14 protein-coding genes are annotated in these 14,948 nt (G+C 50.4%); 7 read left to right on the top strand and 7 right to left on the bottom strand.

Annotation, left to right across the window (positions count from 1 at the left end; genetic code table 11):
- Positions 1–100 precede the first annotated feature (100 nt).
- Positions 101–1,093 carry a helix-turn-helix transcriptional regulator gene (locus ACR0DT_RS10025; protein ID WP_480710592.1) on the top strand — a complete coding sequence of 331 codons (993 nt, stop codon included), beginning with the start codon at positions 101–103 and terminating at the stop codon, positions 1,091–1,093.
- 308 nt (positions 1,094–1,401) lie between these two features.
- On the opposite strand, the gene ACR0DT_RS10020 is transcribed toward ACR0DT_RS10025, so the two are convergent.
- Genes ACR0DT_RS10020 through ACR0DT_RS10005 form a run of 4 tightly spaced genes read right to left on the bottom strand, consistent with a single transcriptional unit; the run spans position 1,402 to position 4,251 of the window.
- Positions 1,402–2,157, bottom strand: coding sequence for an SDR family NAD(P)-dependent oxidoreductase (locus tag ACR0DT_RS10020; protein WP_480710591.1), 756 nt, complete (start codon positions 2,155–2,157; stop codon positions 1,402–1,404).
- A 2-nt stretch (positions 2,158–2,159) separates the two neighbouring features.
- Positions 2,160–2,546: a tautomerase family protein gene (locus tag ACR0DT_RS10015; protein ID WP_480710590.1), complete on the bottom strand. Its 387-nt coding sequence runs from the start codon at positions 2,544–2,546 to the stop codon at positions 2,160–2,162.
- A gap of 17 nt (positions 2,547–2,563) precedes the next feature.
- Positions 2,564–3,331, bottom strand: a complete 768-nt coding sequence (locus ACR0DT_RS10010) for an SDR family NAD(P)-dependent oxidoreductase (RefSeq protein WP_480710589.1) — start codon at positions 3,329–3,331, stop codon at positions 2,564–2,566.
- On the bottom strand, positions 3,325–4,251 hold the full coding sequence (locus ACR0DT_RS10005) for an NAD(P)-dependent oxidoreductase (RefSeq protein ID WP_480710588.1): 927 nt from the start codon (positions 4,249–4,251) through the stop codon (positions 3,325–3,327). Before ACR0DT_RS10005 ends, ACR0DT_RS10010 begins: the two co-directional genes overlap by 7 nt.
- A 103-nt stretch (positions 4,252–4,354) precedes the next feature.
- Here ACR0DT_RS10005 and ACR0DT_RS10000 point away from each other — a divergent pair, with 103 nt between their 5' ends.
- The 6 genes from ACR0DT_RS10000 to ACR0DT_RS09975 all read left to right on the top strand — a co-directional run bounded on the left by ACR0DT_RS10000 (position 4,355) and on the right by ACR0DT_RS09975 (position 9,946).
- Positions 4,355–5,230: a LysR substrate-binding domain-containing protein gene (locus ACR0DT_RS10000; protein WP_480710587.1), complete on the top strand. Its 876-nt coding sequence runs from the start codon at positions 4,355–4,357 to the stop codon at positions 5,228–5,230.
- 274 nt (positions 5,231–5,504) lie between these two features.
- Entirely contained in the window at positions 5,505–6,407 is a 903-nt protein-coding gene (locus ACR0DT_RS09995; protein ID WP_480710586.1) for a LysR family transcriptional regulator, read from the top strand.
- Between the two features lie 452 nt (positions 6,408–6,859).
- Positions 6,860–7,486 carry an NAD(P)H:quinone oxidoreductase gene (gene wrbA, locus ACR0DT_RS09990; protein ID WP_480710585.1) on the top strand — a complete coding sequence of 209 codons (627 nt, stop codon included), beginning with the start codon at positions 6,860–6,862 and terminating at the stop codon, positions 7,484–7,486.
- A 195-nt stretch (positions 7,487–7,681) separates the two neighbouring features.
- On the top strand, positions 7,682–8,278 hold the full coding sequence (locus tag ACR0DT_RS09985) for a LysE family translocator (RefSeq protein ID WP_480710584.1): 597 nt from the start codon (positions 7,682–7,684) through the stop codon (positions 8,276–8,278).
- 99 nt (positions 8,279–8,377) lie between these two features.
- Complete coding sequence (locus ACR0DT_RS09980; protein ID WP_480710583.1) at positions 8,378–8,806, top strand: hypothetical protein; 429 nt, start codon at positions 8,378–8,380, stop codon at positions 8,804–8,806.
- A gap of 228 nt (positions 8,807–9,034) precedes the next feature.
- The gene (locus ACR0DT_RS09975; RefSeq protein ID WP_480710582.1) at positions 9,035–9,946 is read left to right on the top strand and encodes a pirin family protein; all 912 of its coding nucleotides are present in this window, start codon (positions 9,035–9,037) and stop codon (positions 9,944–9,946) included.
- Positions 9,947–10,256: 310 nt separating this feature from the next.
- Here the strand turns inward: ACR0DT_RS09975 and ACR0DT_RS09970 are convergent, their stop codons facing one another.
- From ACR0DT_RS09970 to ACR0DT_RS09960, 3 genes are read right to left on the bottom strand one after another with little or no spacing between them, the layout of a single operon-like run.
- Positions 10,257–10,733 carry a hypothetical protein gene (locus ACR0DT_RS09970; protein ID WP_480710581.1) on the bottom strand — a complete coding sequence of 159 codons (477 nt, stop codon included), beginning with the start codon at positions 10,731–10,733 and terminating at the stop codon, positions 10,257–10,259.
- Positions 10,734–10,752: 19 nt separating this feature from the next.
- Positions 10,753–12,753, bottom strand: a complete 2,001-nt coding sequence (locus ACR0DT_RS09965) for a site-specific integrase (protein WP_480710580.1) — start codon at positions 12,751–12,753, stop codon at positions 10,753–10,755.
- Positions 12,753–14,948 carry a hypothetical protein gene (locus ACR0DT_RS09960; protein WP_480710579.1) on the bottom strand — a complete coding sequence of 732 codons (2,196 nt, stop codon included), beginning with the start codon at positions 14,946–14,948 and terminating at the stop codon, positions 12,753–12,755. The genes ACR0DT_RS09965 and ACR0DT_RS09960 overlap by 1 nt, the downstream gene beginning before the upstream one ends.

Here is a 14,948-nt window from a genome sequence, read left to right as displayed (position 1 = left end):
AGTTGATCCTTCGAAGTGGCCAGCTTTCCTTGACGAGCTTGTACGTTCAACCAATGCTCGCTCAACGGCACTCGCATATCAGCCAGACCGGAACGATCCGTTGAGCTATATGGAAATCCACGGCATCGAACCTCACTGGTTAGAGCAGCATGTGACACATTTCTCAAACGTTGACAGAACCATTCAAACACTTCTCGAAATCGGAAGTGACAAAATGGTTTCAGACACTTCCGGTTTTTCAAGTCAAAAGGACTTTGAGAGCAGAGTCGGAAGAGAAATTGTTAATGATTGGCTCAGCCCCCAAGACATAAAGCATTGCGCAGCCGTACTACTAGATGCTGGTAATCCATACGGATCAGCATTCACCATCCAACGTTCTGCGGCACAGGGTCCGTTTACCAGTAGTGATTTGCGCAAAATCGACGAGTTAATCCCTCACATTCGGCGGGCGCAAATTCTTGGCCGTCAACTTGCATCGCTGCGAGCTCAGGCACAATCCTGGCATGAAACGCTGGAACGAATCAGGATGGGTGCCGTGTTGTGCAACGAACTGGGCCACGTCCTCTATGCCAACCCGGTAGCCGAGGACCTGTTGAGAGTCCGCCCATCATATAACTTGACGAGAAATGGTATTGTTTGCCCTCGCGAACGTGACACGCAACGGTTGAGACGTTTCATATTAGAGGCAGCGCAAACTGGCCGTGGAAAAGACATTTTGACTGCTGGTGTCTGCCTACGCCTCGATTGCGAGGGAGCGTTACCCTTGCAGGTCTTTGTTTCGCCATTGCAAACTCGATGTGATAGCCAACTCAGTTTCCCAGAGGATGCGTGTGTTCTGGTATTGCTAAAGGCGCCGGACCCGGTGACGCCGCCCGTTGAGATGCTGTGCTCGTTGTACAACCTGACGCGAGCAGAGGCAGAAGTCGCTTGTGATCTCGCGAATGGCCATAACCTTAAAGAAATTTCAGATGCCCGGCGACGTAGTATTCACACTGTCAGAACGCAATTGAAGACCGTATTTGGAAAGACGAGCACCAGCAGCCAGGTGGATTTGGTTGTCGCACTTCACTCTGCACCAAACTGGTTCAAGTAATAGAAGCCATGGCCGAGAGGATTGTCATGGTGAAAACCAGAGTCATTGGGTAAGTTGAACGATACCAACGCCCCCGAACGGGCTTTGCTTTATCTATCCTGTCAGCAATTATATTTAACTCGGCAACCAACGTCGCTGCGCCTCAATACTCAACAACACCGTTCAATCAGAATGCTCAGAATGCCTAGGTGAGAACGTTGCCAAGATTGCGAGCTGTTGGTTTCAGGAGCCCTCCTGATTTTCAAAGTGCCCCAGAGACGTGAACGACTTCTGTAGAATCTTTGGGGATGGCAGAAATCGTGCGGACACTAAACTTGAGTATCGCGATGCAACGTAAGAGCGGAAAACCCCTGATCTGATGGCATAATCTCGACCTGGTTGATGTTGACATGGCGCGGCTGGGACAAAACCCAGACAACTGTTTTTGCGACATCCACGGGTTTCAATCCTCGAAATCCTGAGGAAGCTGATCTGGCTTTTTCTTTGTCCCCCCTAAACCTGACAGAAAAGAACTCCGTTCCTTCGACCAGACCTGGCTGGATATCTGTCGCACGGACACCCGTGCCGGCCAGGTCAGCGCGAAGGTTAAGCGTAAAGTGTCGCACAAAGGACTTTGTCGCTCCGTAAACGTTGCCCCCTGGGTAGGAATACGAGCCGGCAATAGAGCCGATGTTCACAACATCACCAGCTCCTGCGTCAACCATATCCGGAAGAAACGTGCGAACCACATTTAGAACGGCGGCGATATTCGTCTGAACCATACTGTGCCATTCATCCAGGTTCGACTGATGAGCGGGCTCTGTACCGAGGGCGAGTCCGGCTGCGTTCACGACTGCCGAAACCTCCATAGAGTTGCCGCACAACTCCTCGCGCATTTGGGCAACTCCAACTCGATCAGTGACGTCCTGAACGTAGGGATGAAGGCCAGATCCAAGTTGCCCTTGAAGCTCAATCAACCTCGATTGACGACGGGCGACCGCTATCACGGTCTCCCCGGATAATATTAGTTCGGAGCAAATCGCCGCGCCAATCCCGCTTGATGCACCAGTAACAAGAACAGCCATTGTTACTCTCCTGCGATTTGGGCCAATCCGTTTCCGAATGACCAGTCTATAAGGTCATTTTCATTTAGGATGACCATTACATCTTGCTTTCGCCAGCCGACCCGCGAGTTGAGGTTTTCTGCGATGGCTGCATAAAGCGCTTTCTTTTGGCTGGCTGTTCGGCCGCCTTTCATCGTGATCTGAACAAAGATGCATTTGTCCGAACGATCTACTCCAAGGTAGCCATTGTCATACATTAGCTCATCTGCACCATGTTCTGACAAAACCTGAAAGCGATCATCTTCGGGAATATTGATCGTCTCGAACATCGCGTCATGTATGGCGTCGCCCACAGCGCATTTGAATTTTGAATCCCCATTGGCGGGGACAGCAATCCTTACAAACGGCATCTTTACGTCCTCTCGATTTAAGTTGAAGCGAGAGCTGCGTTGTCGACTACAAGCATCTCTCCATTGACAAATCTCGACTGGTTACTGGCCAGAAAGAGTACAACGTCAGCGACTTCCTCTGGATCAGCCATACGACCTTGCAAGGTTGAAATCTCAGCCTCGCCATCCATCGCGCCATGAGCCTGCATCGAACGAAGCTCCGCCATCCCATGGTCGGTTCGGATAAAGCCCGGGCAAACCGCATTGCAGCGCAGACCACGATCTCTGTATTCAACGGCAATCGCGCGGGTCAGCTGAATACACGCGCCCTTTGACGCGCAATAGGCGGCCTCCAGGGGAGACGCGGTCAAACCAGAAATGGAGGCCATGTTTACGACAGTACCACCACCGTTTTTCAACATGGCCGGAAGGAAGGTACGTATCGACCTGACCATTCCGAACAGATTGACATCAAACATCCACTGCCAATCTTCATCAGAACACTCAAGAAACGGCTTAACCGTGACGGTGCCCGCGTGATTGTAAAGACAGTCCACACGTCGGAATTCCTTAAGAATCTCGATAGAAACCCGCCGCAGATCTGCTGCACTGGTCCAATCACACTTCCAAAACTTCGCGACGCAACCATTTCTTTGCAGTTCAGATTCTAACTGCTGCCCGCTCTCGATGTTTAGATCTAGCAAAACTACGTTCGCACCTTCCTCGGCAAACTTAATTGCAGCTGAGCGTCCCACGCCGTTGGCGGCACCAACGACCACTACTGTTTGCGAAGCGAACCTCAACATGCCTCCACCTCAGTGAAGGGAGTCTGACCTGATAGTTCACACATCAAGTTTGCTGTATCGACTAAATCGTTACCGCCGCGTCCTTGGGCTTGCAGCATGCGGTAGATTGAAAGTCCCAGATTGTTTAACGGCATCGAAACCTTCAACTCTCGAGCCAGATCTTCGCAGAGTCTCAAATCCTTGTGCTGCAAGTTTACGGAAAAGCCTGGAACAAAGCTCTTCGCGCGAATGCGAGGTGCAAAGTAGTTGTGTAGCCAGTAGCTATTAGCATCCGTATGAAGAAAAGTTGTGAAAAGCGTCTCTGGGTCAATGCCCGCGGCTCGACCCAATGCAAATGCTTCAGAACACACCAGATTTTGCAATCCAGAGATATAGTTGCTTATAAGCTTGACGATGCTTCCCGTACCTGCTGGCCCAAGTAGTAACGAGTGTTCACCAAGAACTCTCATAATCGGTAAGGCTTTATTGAATGAAGCCTCATCTGAACCCGACATGAAGGTTACGTTTGCATTTTCGGCTCCGTCCACCCCTGCACTCATCGGTTCGCCGCCGCTTACAGGCGCTTCAACGTAGTGTATGCCAACGGCCGAACAATCTGCATAGTTCTGCCGCGCGGTTTCTGGGTCAATTGTGCTGACATCCACAACAACTGCGCCGCGCTTCATCGCAGTTGTTATATTTTCTTCGCCACGGAAAATCGCAGCGCTGGCAAGTGGGTCCGGCAGCGCAACCAAAACGTAGTCCGCGTCCGAAACCGTTTGATCAAGTGATTGGCCAAAGGTGGCGCCCGCTTCAGTTGCCAATCTCTCCTTGGCCTTATCTGCATCAAAGACAGTTATTTGATCGAACTGCTCGGCCAGGTGTTTCAGGTAAATTTGTCCAATGGCACCCAAGCCAATTTGTGCGACTTTCTGTTCCACGGCGACTTCTCCTCGCTGCATTACTTGTGTCGTTGACATACCGTAACGCGACCTCTAAGTTCTGAAAAACTAAATCTTATAAATTTTTAATTTAGGAAAACTGATGGAAAGAGATCTCGACACTCTCGTACTGCGAACTTTCGTAGCTGCAGCTGAATCCGGGGAATTGGCCCAGGCCGCACGCATCGTAGGACGATCTCAAGGCGCTGCCAGTATGCAAATGCAAAAGCTAGAGCAAATGCTTGGCCGGACGCTTTTGATGAGAGGAAGGCATGGTGTTTCACTAACAGAAGCTGGCCAACGATTTTTGCCGCATGCCAAGTCGATCCTAGAAGCAAAGGACCGAGCTCTAAGGGTGATGGACGGTTATGGAGTAGACGGCGAAGTGAGGATAGGGATGCCTCAAGATTTCGCCGAAACGTTCCTTCCGGATATTCTCGGATCGTTCACCAGATCCCATCCATCTGTACGATTGTCTGCGTTTGTCGAACGCAACGTAGAACTGCGTGAAGCCGTACCACGGGGACATGTGGACTTGGCATTGACATTTGAAACAAAGAGCGACGGCTCTGAAGACACAATCGCCGAACTCCAATCTGTCTGGATTGGTCCAAATGGATATCAACTGCCTGCGTCAAATCCCATCCAGTTGGTTGCCTTCGGGCAGCCTTGTATGTTCAGGGAAATTGCCGCAGAAAACCTGACCAAGTCAGGAATTGACCACTATGTTTCAATGTCGAGCACCAGCCTCAGCGGACTATGGACTGGTATTGAAGCAGGTCTTGGCATCGCCGTCAGAACATCAATGTATGTTCCAAAGAACCTCCGGATCTTGAGCGAGAGGGAGGGATTGCCAAGCCTACCCAGTGTTTACGTCAAACTACACAAGCGAGACGGCGAATTGACTGCGGCGACCTCGCGGCTGAAGGACATTTTGTTGGACGCAATTGGGAGTCGGTTACGTCCGATGCAGCCCTGATGGTGGCACGGAAAGCGAAATGTTGATCAATTAGCTCAAGCGAAAGGAGTTGCTTCAATATGTTAAGGCGGCGGCTAACTCAGATTGTGAGCTTTTGGCGAGGACACGTTTGCCAAACCACGGCGGACCATGGATTTCGTGTTCGGATTAAAGTTCTACCTCAAAGAGGCGGCAAATTTAACGCATGTGCAACGTTTCATATCTGGAGTCTAGTGTTCTACCCTACCCGCTTAAATGCTAGTTTTTTGCAAAGATTGTTCGGAGTATTCGGACGATGTTGAAACTAGAAGGTATGGAAACATTCGTCGCAATCGTTCAAGCGGGCTCCATCAGTGAAGCAGCGAGGCGCCTTTCTCTGTCCAAGTCCGTAGTAAGTGGCCGTCTAGCAGATCTAGAAGCGCATCTCGGCGCTCGCCTTCTCCTTCGTTCGACCCGCAAACTCACCCTCACTGACGAAGGTGCGGCATTTTTTGAAACGGCCGCAAGAATATCGCATGAGTTATCTGAAGCAACTGAGGCAATTGCTGAACGTGTCGGAGACCTTGTTGGTCCACTTAGAGTTGCTGCACCGATGAGCTTCGGTGCAATGCATTTAGGCCCAGCAATCTTTCCGTTTCTCAAGCGCTATCCACGCGTCAATCTTTCACTCGATCTGAACGACAGAATGATCGACATCGTTGGTGAGGGGTTTGACATGGCAATACGCATTGGCCGGTTGGCAGACTCAAGCTTAATTTCACGAAAGTTGTGCAGAAGCAGGCGTTCTGTAGTGATGAGCCCAGAGTACGCGGAAGAGCATGGAGCACCAAAAACCTTGTCTGACTTAGAAAAGCACAAGGCGATTACATACACCAATAGGCGCATTTATGACGAATGGCTGTTTGATGTGGACGGTCAGGCTAAAACTGTACGTGTCAAAAACACCTTGCAGGCGAACAATGGGGACGTGCAGCGCGAGGCGGTCGCGACAGGTCTTGGAATAGCCATTTTACCGACTTTCATTTCGAGTGAAGCAGTCAAGGAAGGGCGCCTTATCGAAGCGCAACTTGAAGCCGAACCGGTCGAAGACACAGTCTATGCGGTTTACCCACCAAATCTGCATCTAACGACCAAGGTCAGGGCCTTGATCGACCATTTAGTTTCGGCATTCGGCGATCCACCGTACTGGGATCAGTAAGGCGCAAAACGCCTTGGCCCAGAGACTCCACCGCGTGATTGTATCACTTGCCTGTGTGAACACAGATCGAAGGACTAAGGAAACAACCAACCGAGCAAAATCAACATTGGACGCCAAAATGATCCTGTCATACACGGCGTGTTTGTTTTCGAGCGCTTAGATCAAGTTGACCGTGACGGAGTCGGTGCTGGTGTAGTGAGAATGGCTATGCAGTTTCCATAAGGCGGCATCAAGCACGGCCGCTCAAATGTACTCAAGTCATGCCTATCCAAGGTCGTTCCACAATTCCGAACAATCATTTCGAAATTAGGCGCCTACCCTCCTTGGGTCGGAATAATTATTGTTGTGACATCCATCGCAGTAGTCGATATCTGTTTGATTTTCAATGTATTTTGGAGATCGATAGCGTTCGCTTTCTGCATGCAACAAAACCTTGAACAGGAGTTTCAAAAATGTCGAAAGTGCTTGTCTTACACTATTCAATGTACGGGCATATTGGGCAGTTGGCCAAGGCCATCGCTGAAGGTGCGCAAGAAGTAAACAACACTGAAGTCACTATCAAACGCGTGCCGGAACTAATGTCTGCCGAAGTCGCCAAAAGTGCCGGCGCCGTAGTTGACACCGACACTGAAATAGCGAGTCCCGAGGAGTTGGCTGACTATGATGCTGTCATCTTCGGCACTCCCACGCGCTTCGGCAATATGGCTGCCCAAATGCGCAATTTTCTTGACCAAACTGGCGGCATTTGGATGAACGGCGGATTGATCGGAAAAGTTGCCAGCGTTTTTGTATCGACCGGTACAGGCGGAGGAAGCGAGACTACGATTACTTCGTTTCACACAACTCTCTTCCATCACGGTATGATTGTTGTGGGCCTGCCGTACAGCGCTGCTGGTCTTACCGACTTGTCAGAAGTACGGGGAGGTTCACCGTTGGGTGCCGGAACACTGGCCGGTCCTGACGGAAGTCGGCAGCCAAGTGCAAAGGAACTGGAACTGGCGCGCTTTCAGGGACGCCACGTCGCGAGTGTTACTTCGGACATCGTTGCTGGCCGGCAGCTGAATTCGGGAACTCAGTAACCGGCCCTACTCTGGGCATTATGGGCAGTCCAACACGCAATTGTCTGGTCTGCCCAGCTCTCTCACTTAATGGGCGCATTTCACTCAATCAGTTTGGGATCGCCTGTGACTAGAGAACTTTAGTTTTTTGCTTGGGCACAAGCGGCGCGAGGAAACTCGTTGCTCCGGGACCGAGCAGAGGAAGGATGGCTCTCAATGGAAAACCAACTCATCGCATTGATAAGTTTCGCCCTGGTGGCAACCGGTTCACCGGGGGGAGCAACCTCATTGGCAACTGCCTCAGGCGCCAGGTTTGGCTATCGGCGCAGTTTGCCACTGATTTTCGGCATTGCCACTGCATTGGCCGCGCTGGTTTCATTTTCCGGAGGTGGTCTGTCTGCACTTATGTACGCATTCCCTTCCTTGGAGTTGATCCTGAAGCTTCTCGGTTCCGCCTATCTGGTCGCGTTGGCGTTTATGATTGCCAGAGCAGGTAAACCTGAAGGAAATGGCGGCAAGCGGGATGTCCCTTTTGGCTTCGTTGCAGGGGCGTTGCTCCTCATCATCAACCCAAAAGCATGGGCAATGGCAGTAGGCGTCGCAGCCTCGTTCTCCTCGATATCCGACAATGGCGTCGTAGTCGTTTTGTTGTTCGGGAGTGTGTTCTTTGTTTGCGCGGCTCTTTCGCTGACGCTCTGGGCACAACTCGGCAGCTTGCTAGGGAAACTGCTAAAGACCGATCTGCAATGGCGCATGTTCAATGTTCTGATGGCCGTTCTGCTGGTGGTTTCCATACTGACCCTATGGCTCTGAGATGCTGGGTTCGGCAACGGCACCGAGGCCATCCTACCAAACCTCCAAAAGGACCTTCTCCACTCCACAACACCAAAATCTGCTGAGTAAGGAGCCGACATGAAAACTCTAGATCTTAAGTCACTTGGACACTCACTACGCCAATTCTTAGCTATGGCCAGCGCGGGCGTTGAGATAAGAGATTTGCTCGCCGAGAATGCTTTGAGCAGAGCACCCGCGGTGGACTTCAGCCACGTGCTGCGAGAGGTGTATCAAAAGCATGGGCTGGGCGATGTTTTTTGCGAGCTAGACGAACATACCGATATGCCAAAGTTCGAGTTCTCCGAACAAGTGCAAGATTGCTTACTGTTGGCCCAAACGGAGCTCAAAATGGCGAGAGCTTATGCGAACGAAGAAATTGAGAGTATCGGCGAACAGCCCGCTCGGCGGGCATTGCTCTTAGAAGCGATCCAGTGTGCCGAGACCTGCCTCAGTCTGATCGACCATTTAAACGACAAGCCAGACGCCCAGGGGCAATCAACAGTCTAAGCGAGCTCTAAACACGCTCGTATTTGTTGATTGCTCCACAGCTATGGAGCTTGAGCACTAACCAAGAAAACCACACGAAAACAGATCGTTCTGGGAAGCCCAGATCATTCTGCGTTGAATCTATAACCGCGCACCCTTGCACAGCAGACGTTCGCCTTTGAAGGATTTTGCGCGCCCACGATCTGACTATGTGTCAGCCAGCAAGTAGTAACGACAAGAGAGAATGTCATGTCATTTCGCCCCATCCTAGAGACTCGTCAAGCACAACCGACGATGGAAGGAGCTGGTGTCAAAATACACCGTGCTTTCGGCTTCCAAGACCCGAGCGAGCTGGACCCGTTCCTTTTGCTTGACGATTTTCGAAACGATATTCCGGAGGAATACCTTGCGGGTTTCCCCTGGCATCCTCACCGTGGCATTGAGACAATCACCTATGTGCTATCGGGCAATGTCGATCATGGGGACAGCCTAGGCAACAAAGGCAAACTGGGGGCCGGTGACGTCCAATGGATGACGGCCGGCTCGGGAATTATTCATCAGGAAATGCCAACCGGCAACGCTAGAGGCCAAATGCATGGATTTCAGCTTTGGGGTAATCTACCCAGCTCACTAAAAATGACTGCCCCCCGATACCAGGATGTCCGGGGAACCGAAATCCCGGAAGTTATTGATGATGACGGCACGCGGGTAAAGGTCGTCGTAGGTGAATTCTGGGGTAAAACAGGTCCAGTAGATGGCATCGCGGCTGATCCGCAATACCTTGATGTTTATGTTCCTGCTGGTGTCAAAAAGACCTTCAAAATCGACACGTACCGCCGTGCTTTTGCTTATATCTTTGAAGGTGCCGGAGCATTTGTGGACGCCTCGAAACCACAGGGTATTCTGTTGGAGAAAGAGGTCGCCGGTCAAGAGTTGAACATTCGCGATATGTCTGGCGACCGAACGTTGATCCGCTTTGGAACAGGAGACGAAGTAACAGTTCAGGCAGGCCCAGATGGCGTTCGGTTCTTGTTGGTTTCGGGAGCGCCAATTCAAGAACCCGTTGCTTGGCATGGCCCCATTGTCATGAACACCCGCGCCGAACTAGAACAGGCGTTCTCCGAGCTAAACAACGGGACTTTTGTTAAGCCCTCTCACTGAAACTACAGCGTTCAAGTGTGCAAGCATGAACTTCTGCACTAAATAGTCCATGATCACCAATGCCTCATTGGTGACGCATTGGGGCAACTACTCTGAAGGCAGACCTGTGTTTCAGAGTAGTTGCAGATTTCATCCAAATCGACCTGGTTATTTGGCACCGGCAATAAGATCCAACCGACCGTTCGAGGTTTATCAAGATCGCAATTCTTATGACAAAACGTATGAACTCAATGCTGTCATGGTAGGCGTCAGGAATACTAAAAAGAAACAAGCAGTCTCTCACTCAACTGCCAGTGATAATTGTTTTTGATCATTCAACGTTCCTAGACGTTATGCCGACGACGTTGCCGTCACCTCGTACCGCGCGAATGTCAGACTTCAAGCCATCGATTTCTTTTCGCAATTCATTATTCTCTACTAGTAAAGCTTGAACCTCGGAAGTAGCCTTACTGAGGGCCAGTTCCAAATAAGAAATAGTGTCTCGCTTGACCTTTCTTGCTTCACTTTTGGTTCTCGCTGATGCCCGCTTCTGATCTTTCAGCCAGTCTTTTACTCTGTTCTCAAGTTCCTTGTGTCGTTTGTTTCGTAGATAGCCTTCGCTGAGCCCTGCTCGACGCAGTACCTCCGCAATCGTAAGGCGCATATGTTTGTCTGGATCGCTCGGATCGCAGTAATATCCGTGTTGGGCTAGCTCAGATTCTATCTGACTCAAAACAGACAAAACCCGAGCCCGAGCCTCCAGTCTGCGATTGCTTTGGTATTGTGAGAGGTTGTTAGTACCGGGCATCTGAAGATTTCCTATTGGGTCACACTCTTTGCAATGCCTTTAAGAGTTTTTGTCGTATCGGTTTAGGCAACGCCGCGAAGAGTTGTTCTTCGCAATCTGCTAGCGCTGCTCGGAAGCGAGGATCATCGGAAAACTTGTTAATTGTTGTTTCGAACGTTGCCAAATTTGAAACGATTTGCGCCTGAAAAAATACACGAGGGCCCATGCCGATGTCGCTCGACATCATATCTAGAGCGCTATCAATTGCTTCTTCGTTGTTTTGACGCGCCGCCGCAGCTTCCAACCGAAACATACATGCTGAGTTACAAGCACCTACGTCACGTTGCCCAGGCACCTTTGAGCACAGCCCATTCTGCCTATTGTCCGCAGTGCAATATCTATATGGGCCAACTTGTTGGATGTTGGGGAGAATGGCCAGCAGTAGTTCAGGATCGTCGTCCCCGAGGTCTTCTCTAATCCCGCGCGCTCTAAGTTCTTCAAGCGAAATGCGAATTGCAGGAGCGCCGGGCCCACCACACTCATCTATCTCAGAAACCAATCTTTTACGAAGTACATGCTGATACTCCTGCCTAACCTTTTCCGCATCTGCTTGGAAATCAGGATCTGACATTATGTAGCCCAGGGTCACGTCCATGTTTGTGTGCCCCAAGACATCAAACAAGACGTTGGGTGCACCCTCCAAGGCCAACCCTACCAGACGCGACATTGACTTTCGGAAACGATGACTTGTTAGCTTCCCGTCCAGATCTTCAAGCTCAACACCCTTCAGCGTTAGAACTCTGGATCCAAAATGGGTAATTGCCATTTCCATACCAGTTAGGTCTGTTTTGCTGCTTTTTTTACTCCACCATAGGAAAGGACCTGTTTCATCCAACGTTTCTAATAGGCTCTGCTGCCGCGTTATTGCAGCTACCGCATGATCAGGTAGAGGCCAGTGGCGTCGTTCCCCCGACGTCGCGTCTGTTTCTTTAAATGTGTACCCTTCAAGTAAAGTATCTTCGCCTATTCGCTTAATCGGATCACGGGGTAGAACCTTTATCTCCGAAACGCGCGCTGCGGTGGCGACAAGCAAAACCTGCGCATTTGCGCATTGGCAAAGCAACAGGAGGGATTTTACACTGTCCAGCGTTTCGACTGGCCAGCTTGAAAAAACTTTGTTGTGACGCTTTTTTCCAGGGATTTTAAACCCGAACGGAAACGAGTAGCCCGGTTGGAGGGTTTCCCCACACCAAGTCTGAATCGCTTCGTTCCTGACGCGCCTGACGAGGTCTACCCCCATGCGCCCTTCCGCATCTTCGTTGATCCGAGAAACATCTGAATAACAAGCTTCGAGATCACGTTGAATCTTTGACAGAAAAAAACTGGCCTTCAGAATCTCAGAAAACGCTTCGTCGCAAAAAGGTTGAATAGGCGCCGCTTCTCTGCGGTGCGGAGCTACGTCATGCGCTGGCCAATCGTCAAAGTAACCAGCTGCGTATAACCCATTCAGCCTTGGTATGTTCATTTGGAAAAAGTTTGGGTTAGCAGTTCTAAGTTTCTGAAATGCCGTTGGTGACAGATGCCCAAATATGGAAGCACCGTCTGGGCACGTCGATGTGACCTTCGGTTGAGATGTTTCGAGTTCGAGCGCCATCTTAGCAGCGCGGACCAAGTGTTTTGTTCTTGCGACCCAAGTGTCCGCCCGTGGAGGATTCATCTTCCTGTTCGCCTTGACTGTTAGCGTCAAATCCAACAGTGCTATTCGCTTGAGCCGTCTAAGCACCAACTCTGAACGTTCATCTGACCGTTTCCAACCTTCTGGCAGAGCCTTACCAAAATCAATTTGCCTTTTACTCAGATTGCTTTTCGCCGGCGGCAACATATCAACAGGAACACGAACGACGTCTGCTGAAAGTTCAAAACCAGGGATTACTGGTAAGTCTCGAATTTCATTCCAAGGGAGTATCCAAGCTTCGGCAAGTAGCGTTGGCGTCTGGTGAAGCTTTTCACGGTGTAAGTCCAATTGCCGTACAGCTGACATTAAACCTCGCCCCAATCTTCAAGCGCTTCGTTTTCGAACTCAGCAGAGACATGACTAAGCGGCATTTCATCAAAGATTTTACAGTGGCCTGCCTTCAGGGCCAGACGGTGTTCCGCCAATGTTTTATCAAAGACATCTGCGAGTTCTGGGTAGGTCTCCTCACGGACAATCTGGATAGCTTGGCGTTCAATATCCAACGAAGATTCGAGGAAACGTTGCGTGGGTATTACTCGCGCTAATTCCAGCAACTCAGCTAACCGACGCGCCAAATAGGGAACCGCCTCAGCAGTTAACCGCCCATGACAACACAACACGCATCGTTGTGAAGCACACAATGTGCCCGACACGTGGTTTGGCGCTATGTCTGGCGGCGGGTTTGTGGGATTTACACAAACCATACCAAACCGAGACCGGAATTCCTGCAACGAATTATAGTCCTGATCGGTAAAACCTGTCGGGCTCATCGCCATGTTCAATGCAGTCGGATCTACTTCGCGCCCCTTTTCGATTGCTTCAAAAAGTAGCCTGCACATTTCACGGAAAGCACGAAGTCGTCTTTGAACGTGCTGTCCTTGTCGCAGATAATGAGCTGTCGTTCTTATGCTCTGATGCTGCATCAAGTGCTGAGTAACAAAAGGATTCCCTCCGGAGGCCTCGAAGACATAGTTGGCAAACCCATCTCGAATGTCACTCGATGTGATGCGCTCAATGTCATCAAACAGTTGGCATTTCCCCCTGCGTTGCGCCAACTCTAGTGCGGCGGGTGTCAGATACCTCCTGAAACTCCCAGCTACAGGCTCTGTCACGCCTATCAGGCCGACAGCTTTGTGCCCCTTCCCATTTTTATTGAAGTAGATCCATGGCGACCTGAGTTTGCGTTCGATCTCAAATAGATCTCTACTCCGTTTCTTTCCTGTCGTCATGCTAGCCAAATACTTCTGGCGGAGTTTTCTCAAAAGATCGCGCAGGTAACTTGTTGCTTCAATTTGATTTTTCAAAACCGCAAAGGGTCGATATCGGGAGTTCTTGACCGACTGAGCAGCGTGAAGCCTGCCAGTTTTCGGTCGGACAGCCTTTATATCTACGACCCGATCAAAGTTAGACGACTGCCCAGTATTGGCCAAAATCGTCACCGCTTGGTTGCGATCATTTTGAATGTCAGACCGATCTATGTCGGAAGGAGATGATCGCTCGATGTACCAGTCGTCGCAATCTTCGAAGTTATCATCGACAACAGAGATTGAGCCAACTGTATCAGTCCAACCGGTGTGGAATGACACGAGCATGTATCCTACGAGGGCATCAATGACCAACGGCGCGTGTTGCCGATAGAGTGCGAAAGGTTGTGCATTCGGCAATTCATTTGCAAACCGGTTCATTCGGGCGGCGTCATCTTTCGAAATATCGCTAAAGAGGAGAACGCGGTTCGCAATACGGATACGCGCAAGAACTGAGAGATTCTCAGTTTTGCCCCAATGATCGGAAGTTGAACCGTAGTTCCTTTCCGCCAATCTTGGATCGCTTCCGCGCTTTAAAGAAGCTGCTCCTTTCAGGTGCACATTTCTTGCCTCATCGTGAGCTCTCTTCATTGCGGAGTAAAAGACTTTTAGCGCCTTCGGGTTTACATCTTGGTGCATAACCGGTGCGTTAGTGCTCTCAATCGTTGGCCAAAATATTAGCGCTCGGGCCTCCTCGGCATCATGCAACAATCGGATTCGAGAAGCATTTAGTACAGCTTCAACAGCTCTCATGGTTTCCTGCTTCCTGTGAACCCCAGTGGGTTGTTGCAGAAGGTATCTTTTAAACGCCTCGCCGTGTGCCGCGTCTAATTCCATACAGTGACTGATCGCCCTACCCCATTGCGCTTCGAATGAAGAAAGGAAGCGAAAGAACGGCACCAAAAAGCCAACTCGCTTTTTTACCGTCGCCTTGGCCTTGCTTTGGCTCCAAATTCGTATTTCTGGAGCTAGCTCGGCAATTAAACGTGGTCGGCCAACAAAACCGAGTTTTTCTGACCCGTCCCTGAATTTCAGCAAACTTACATCAAACTCGCCGTCGATTTGATTGTAAACTGTCCATTCAAGTGCATTGATCTCTAGTCCTCTTACGCCCGAGCTAGCCTCATGTGTCGAAGGCGTCTCGACCAATGCATCGGTGAAAATCGTATCAGTTGAGTGCTTCTTGAACTTGCTCAA

This window comes from Ruegeria sp. BI11, assembly GCF_056538005.1.
This window is presented reverse-complemented; position numbering and strand designations above follow the sequence as displayed.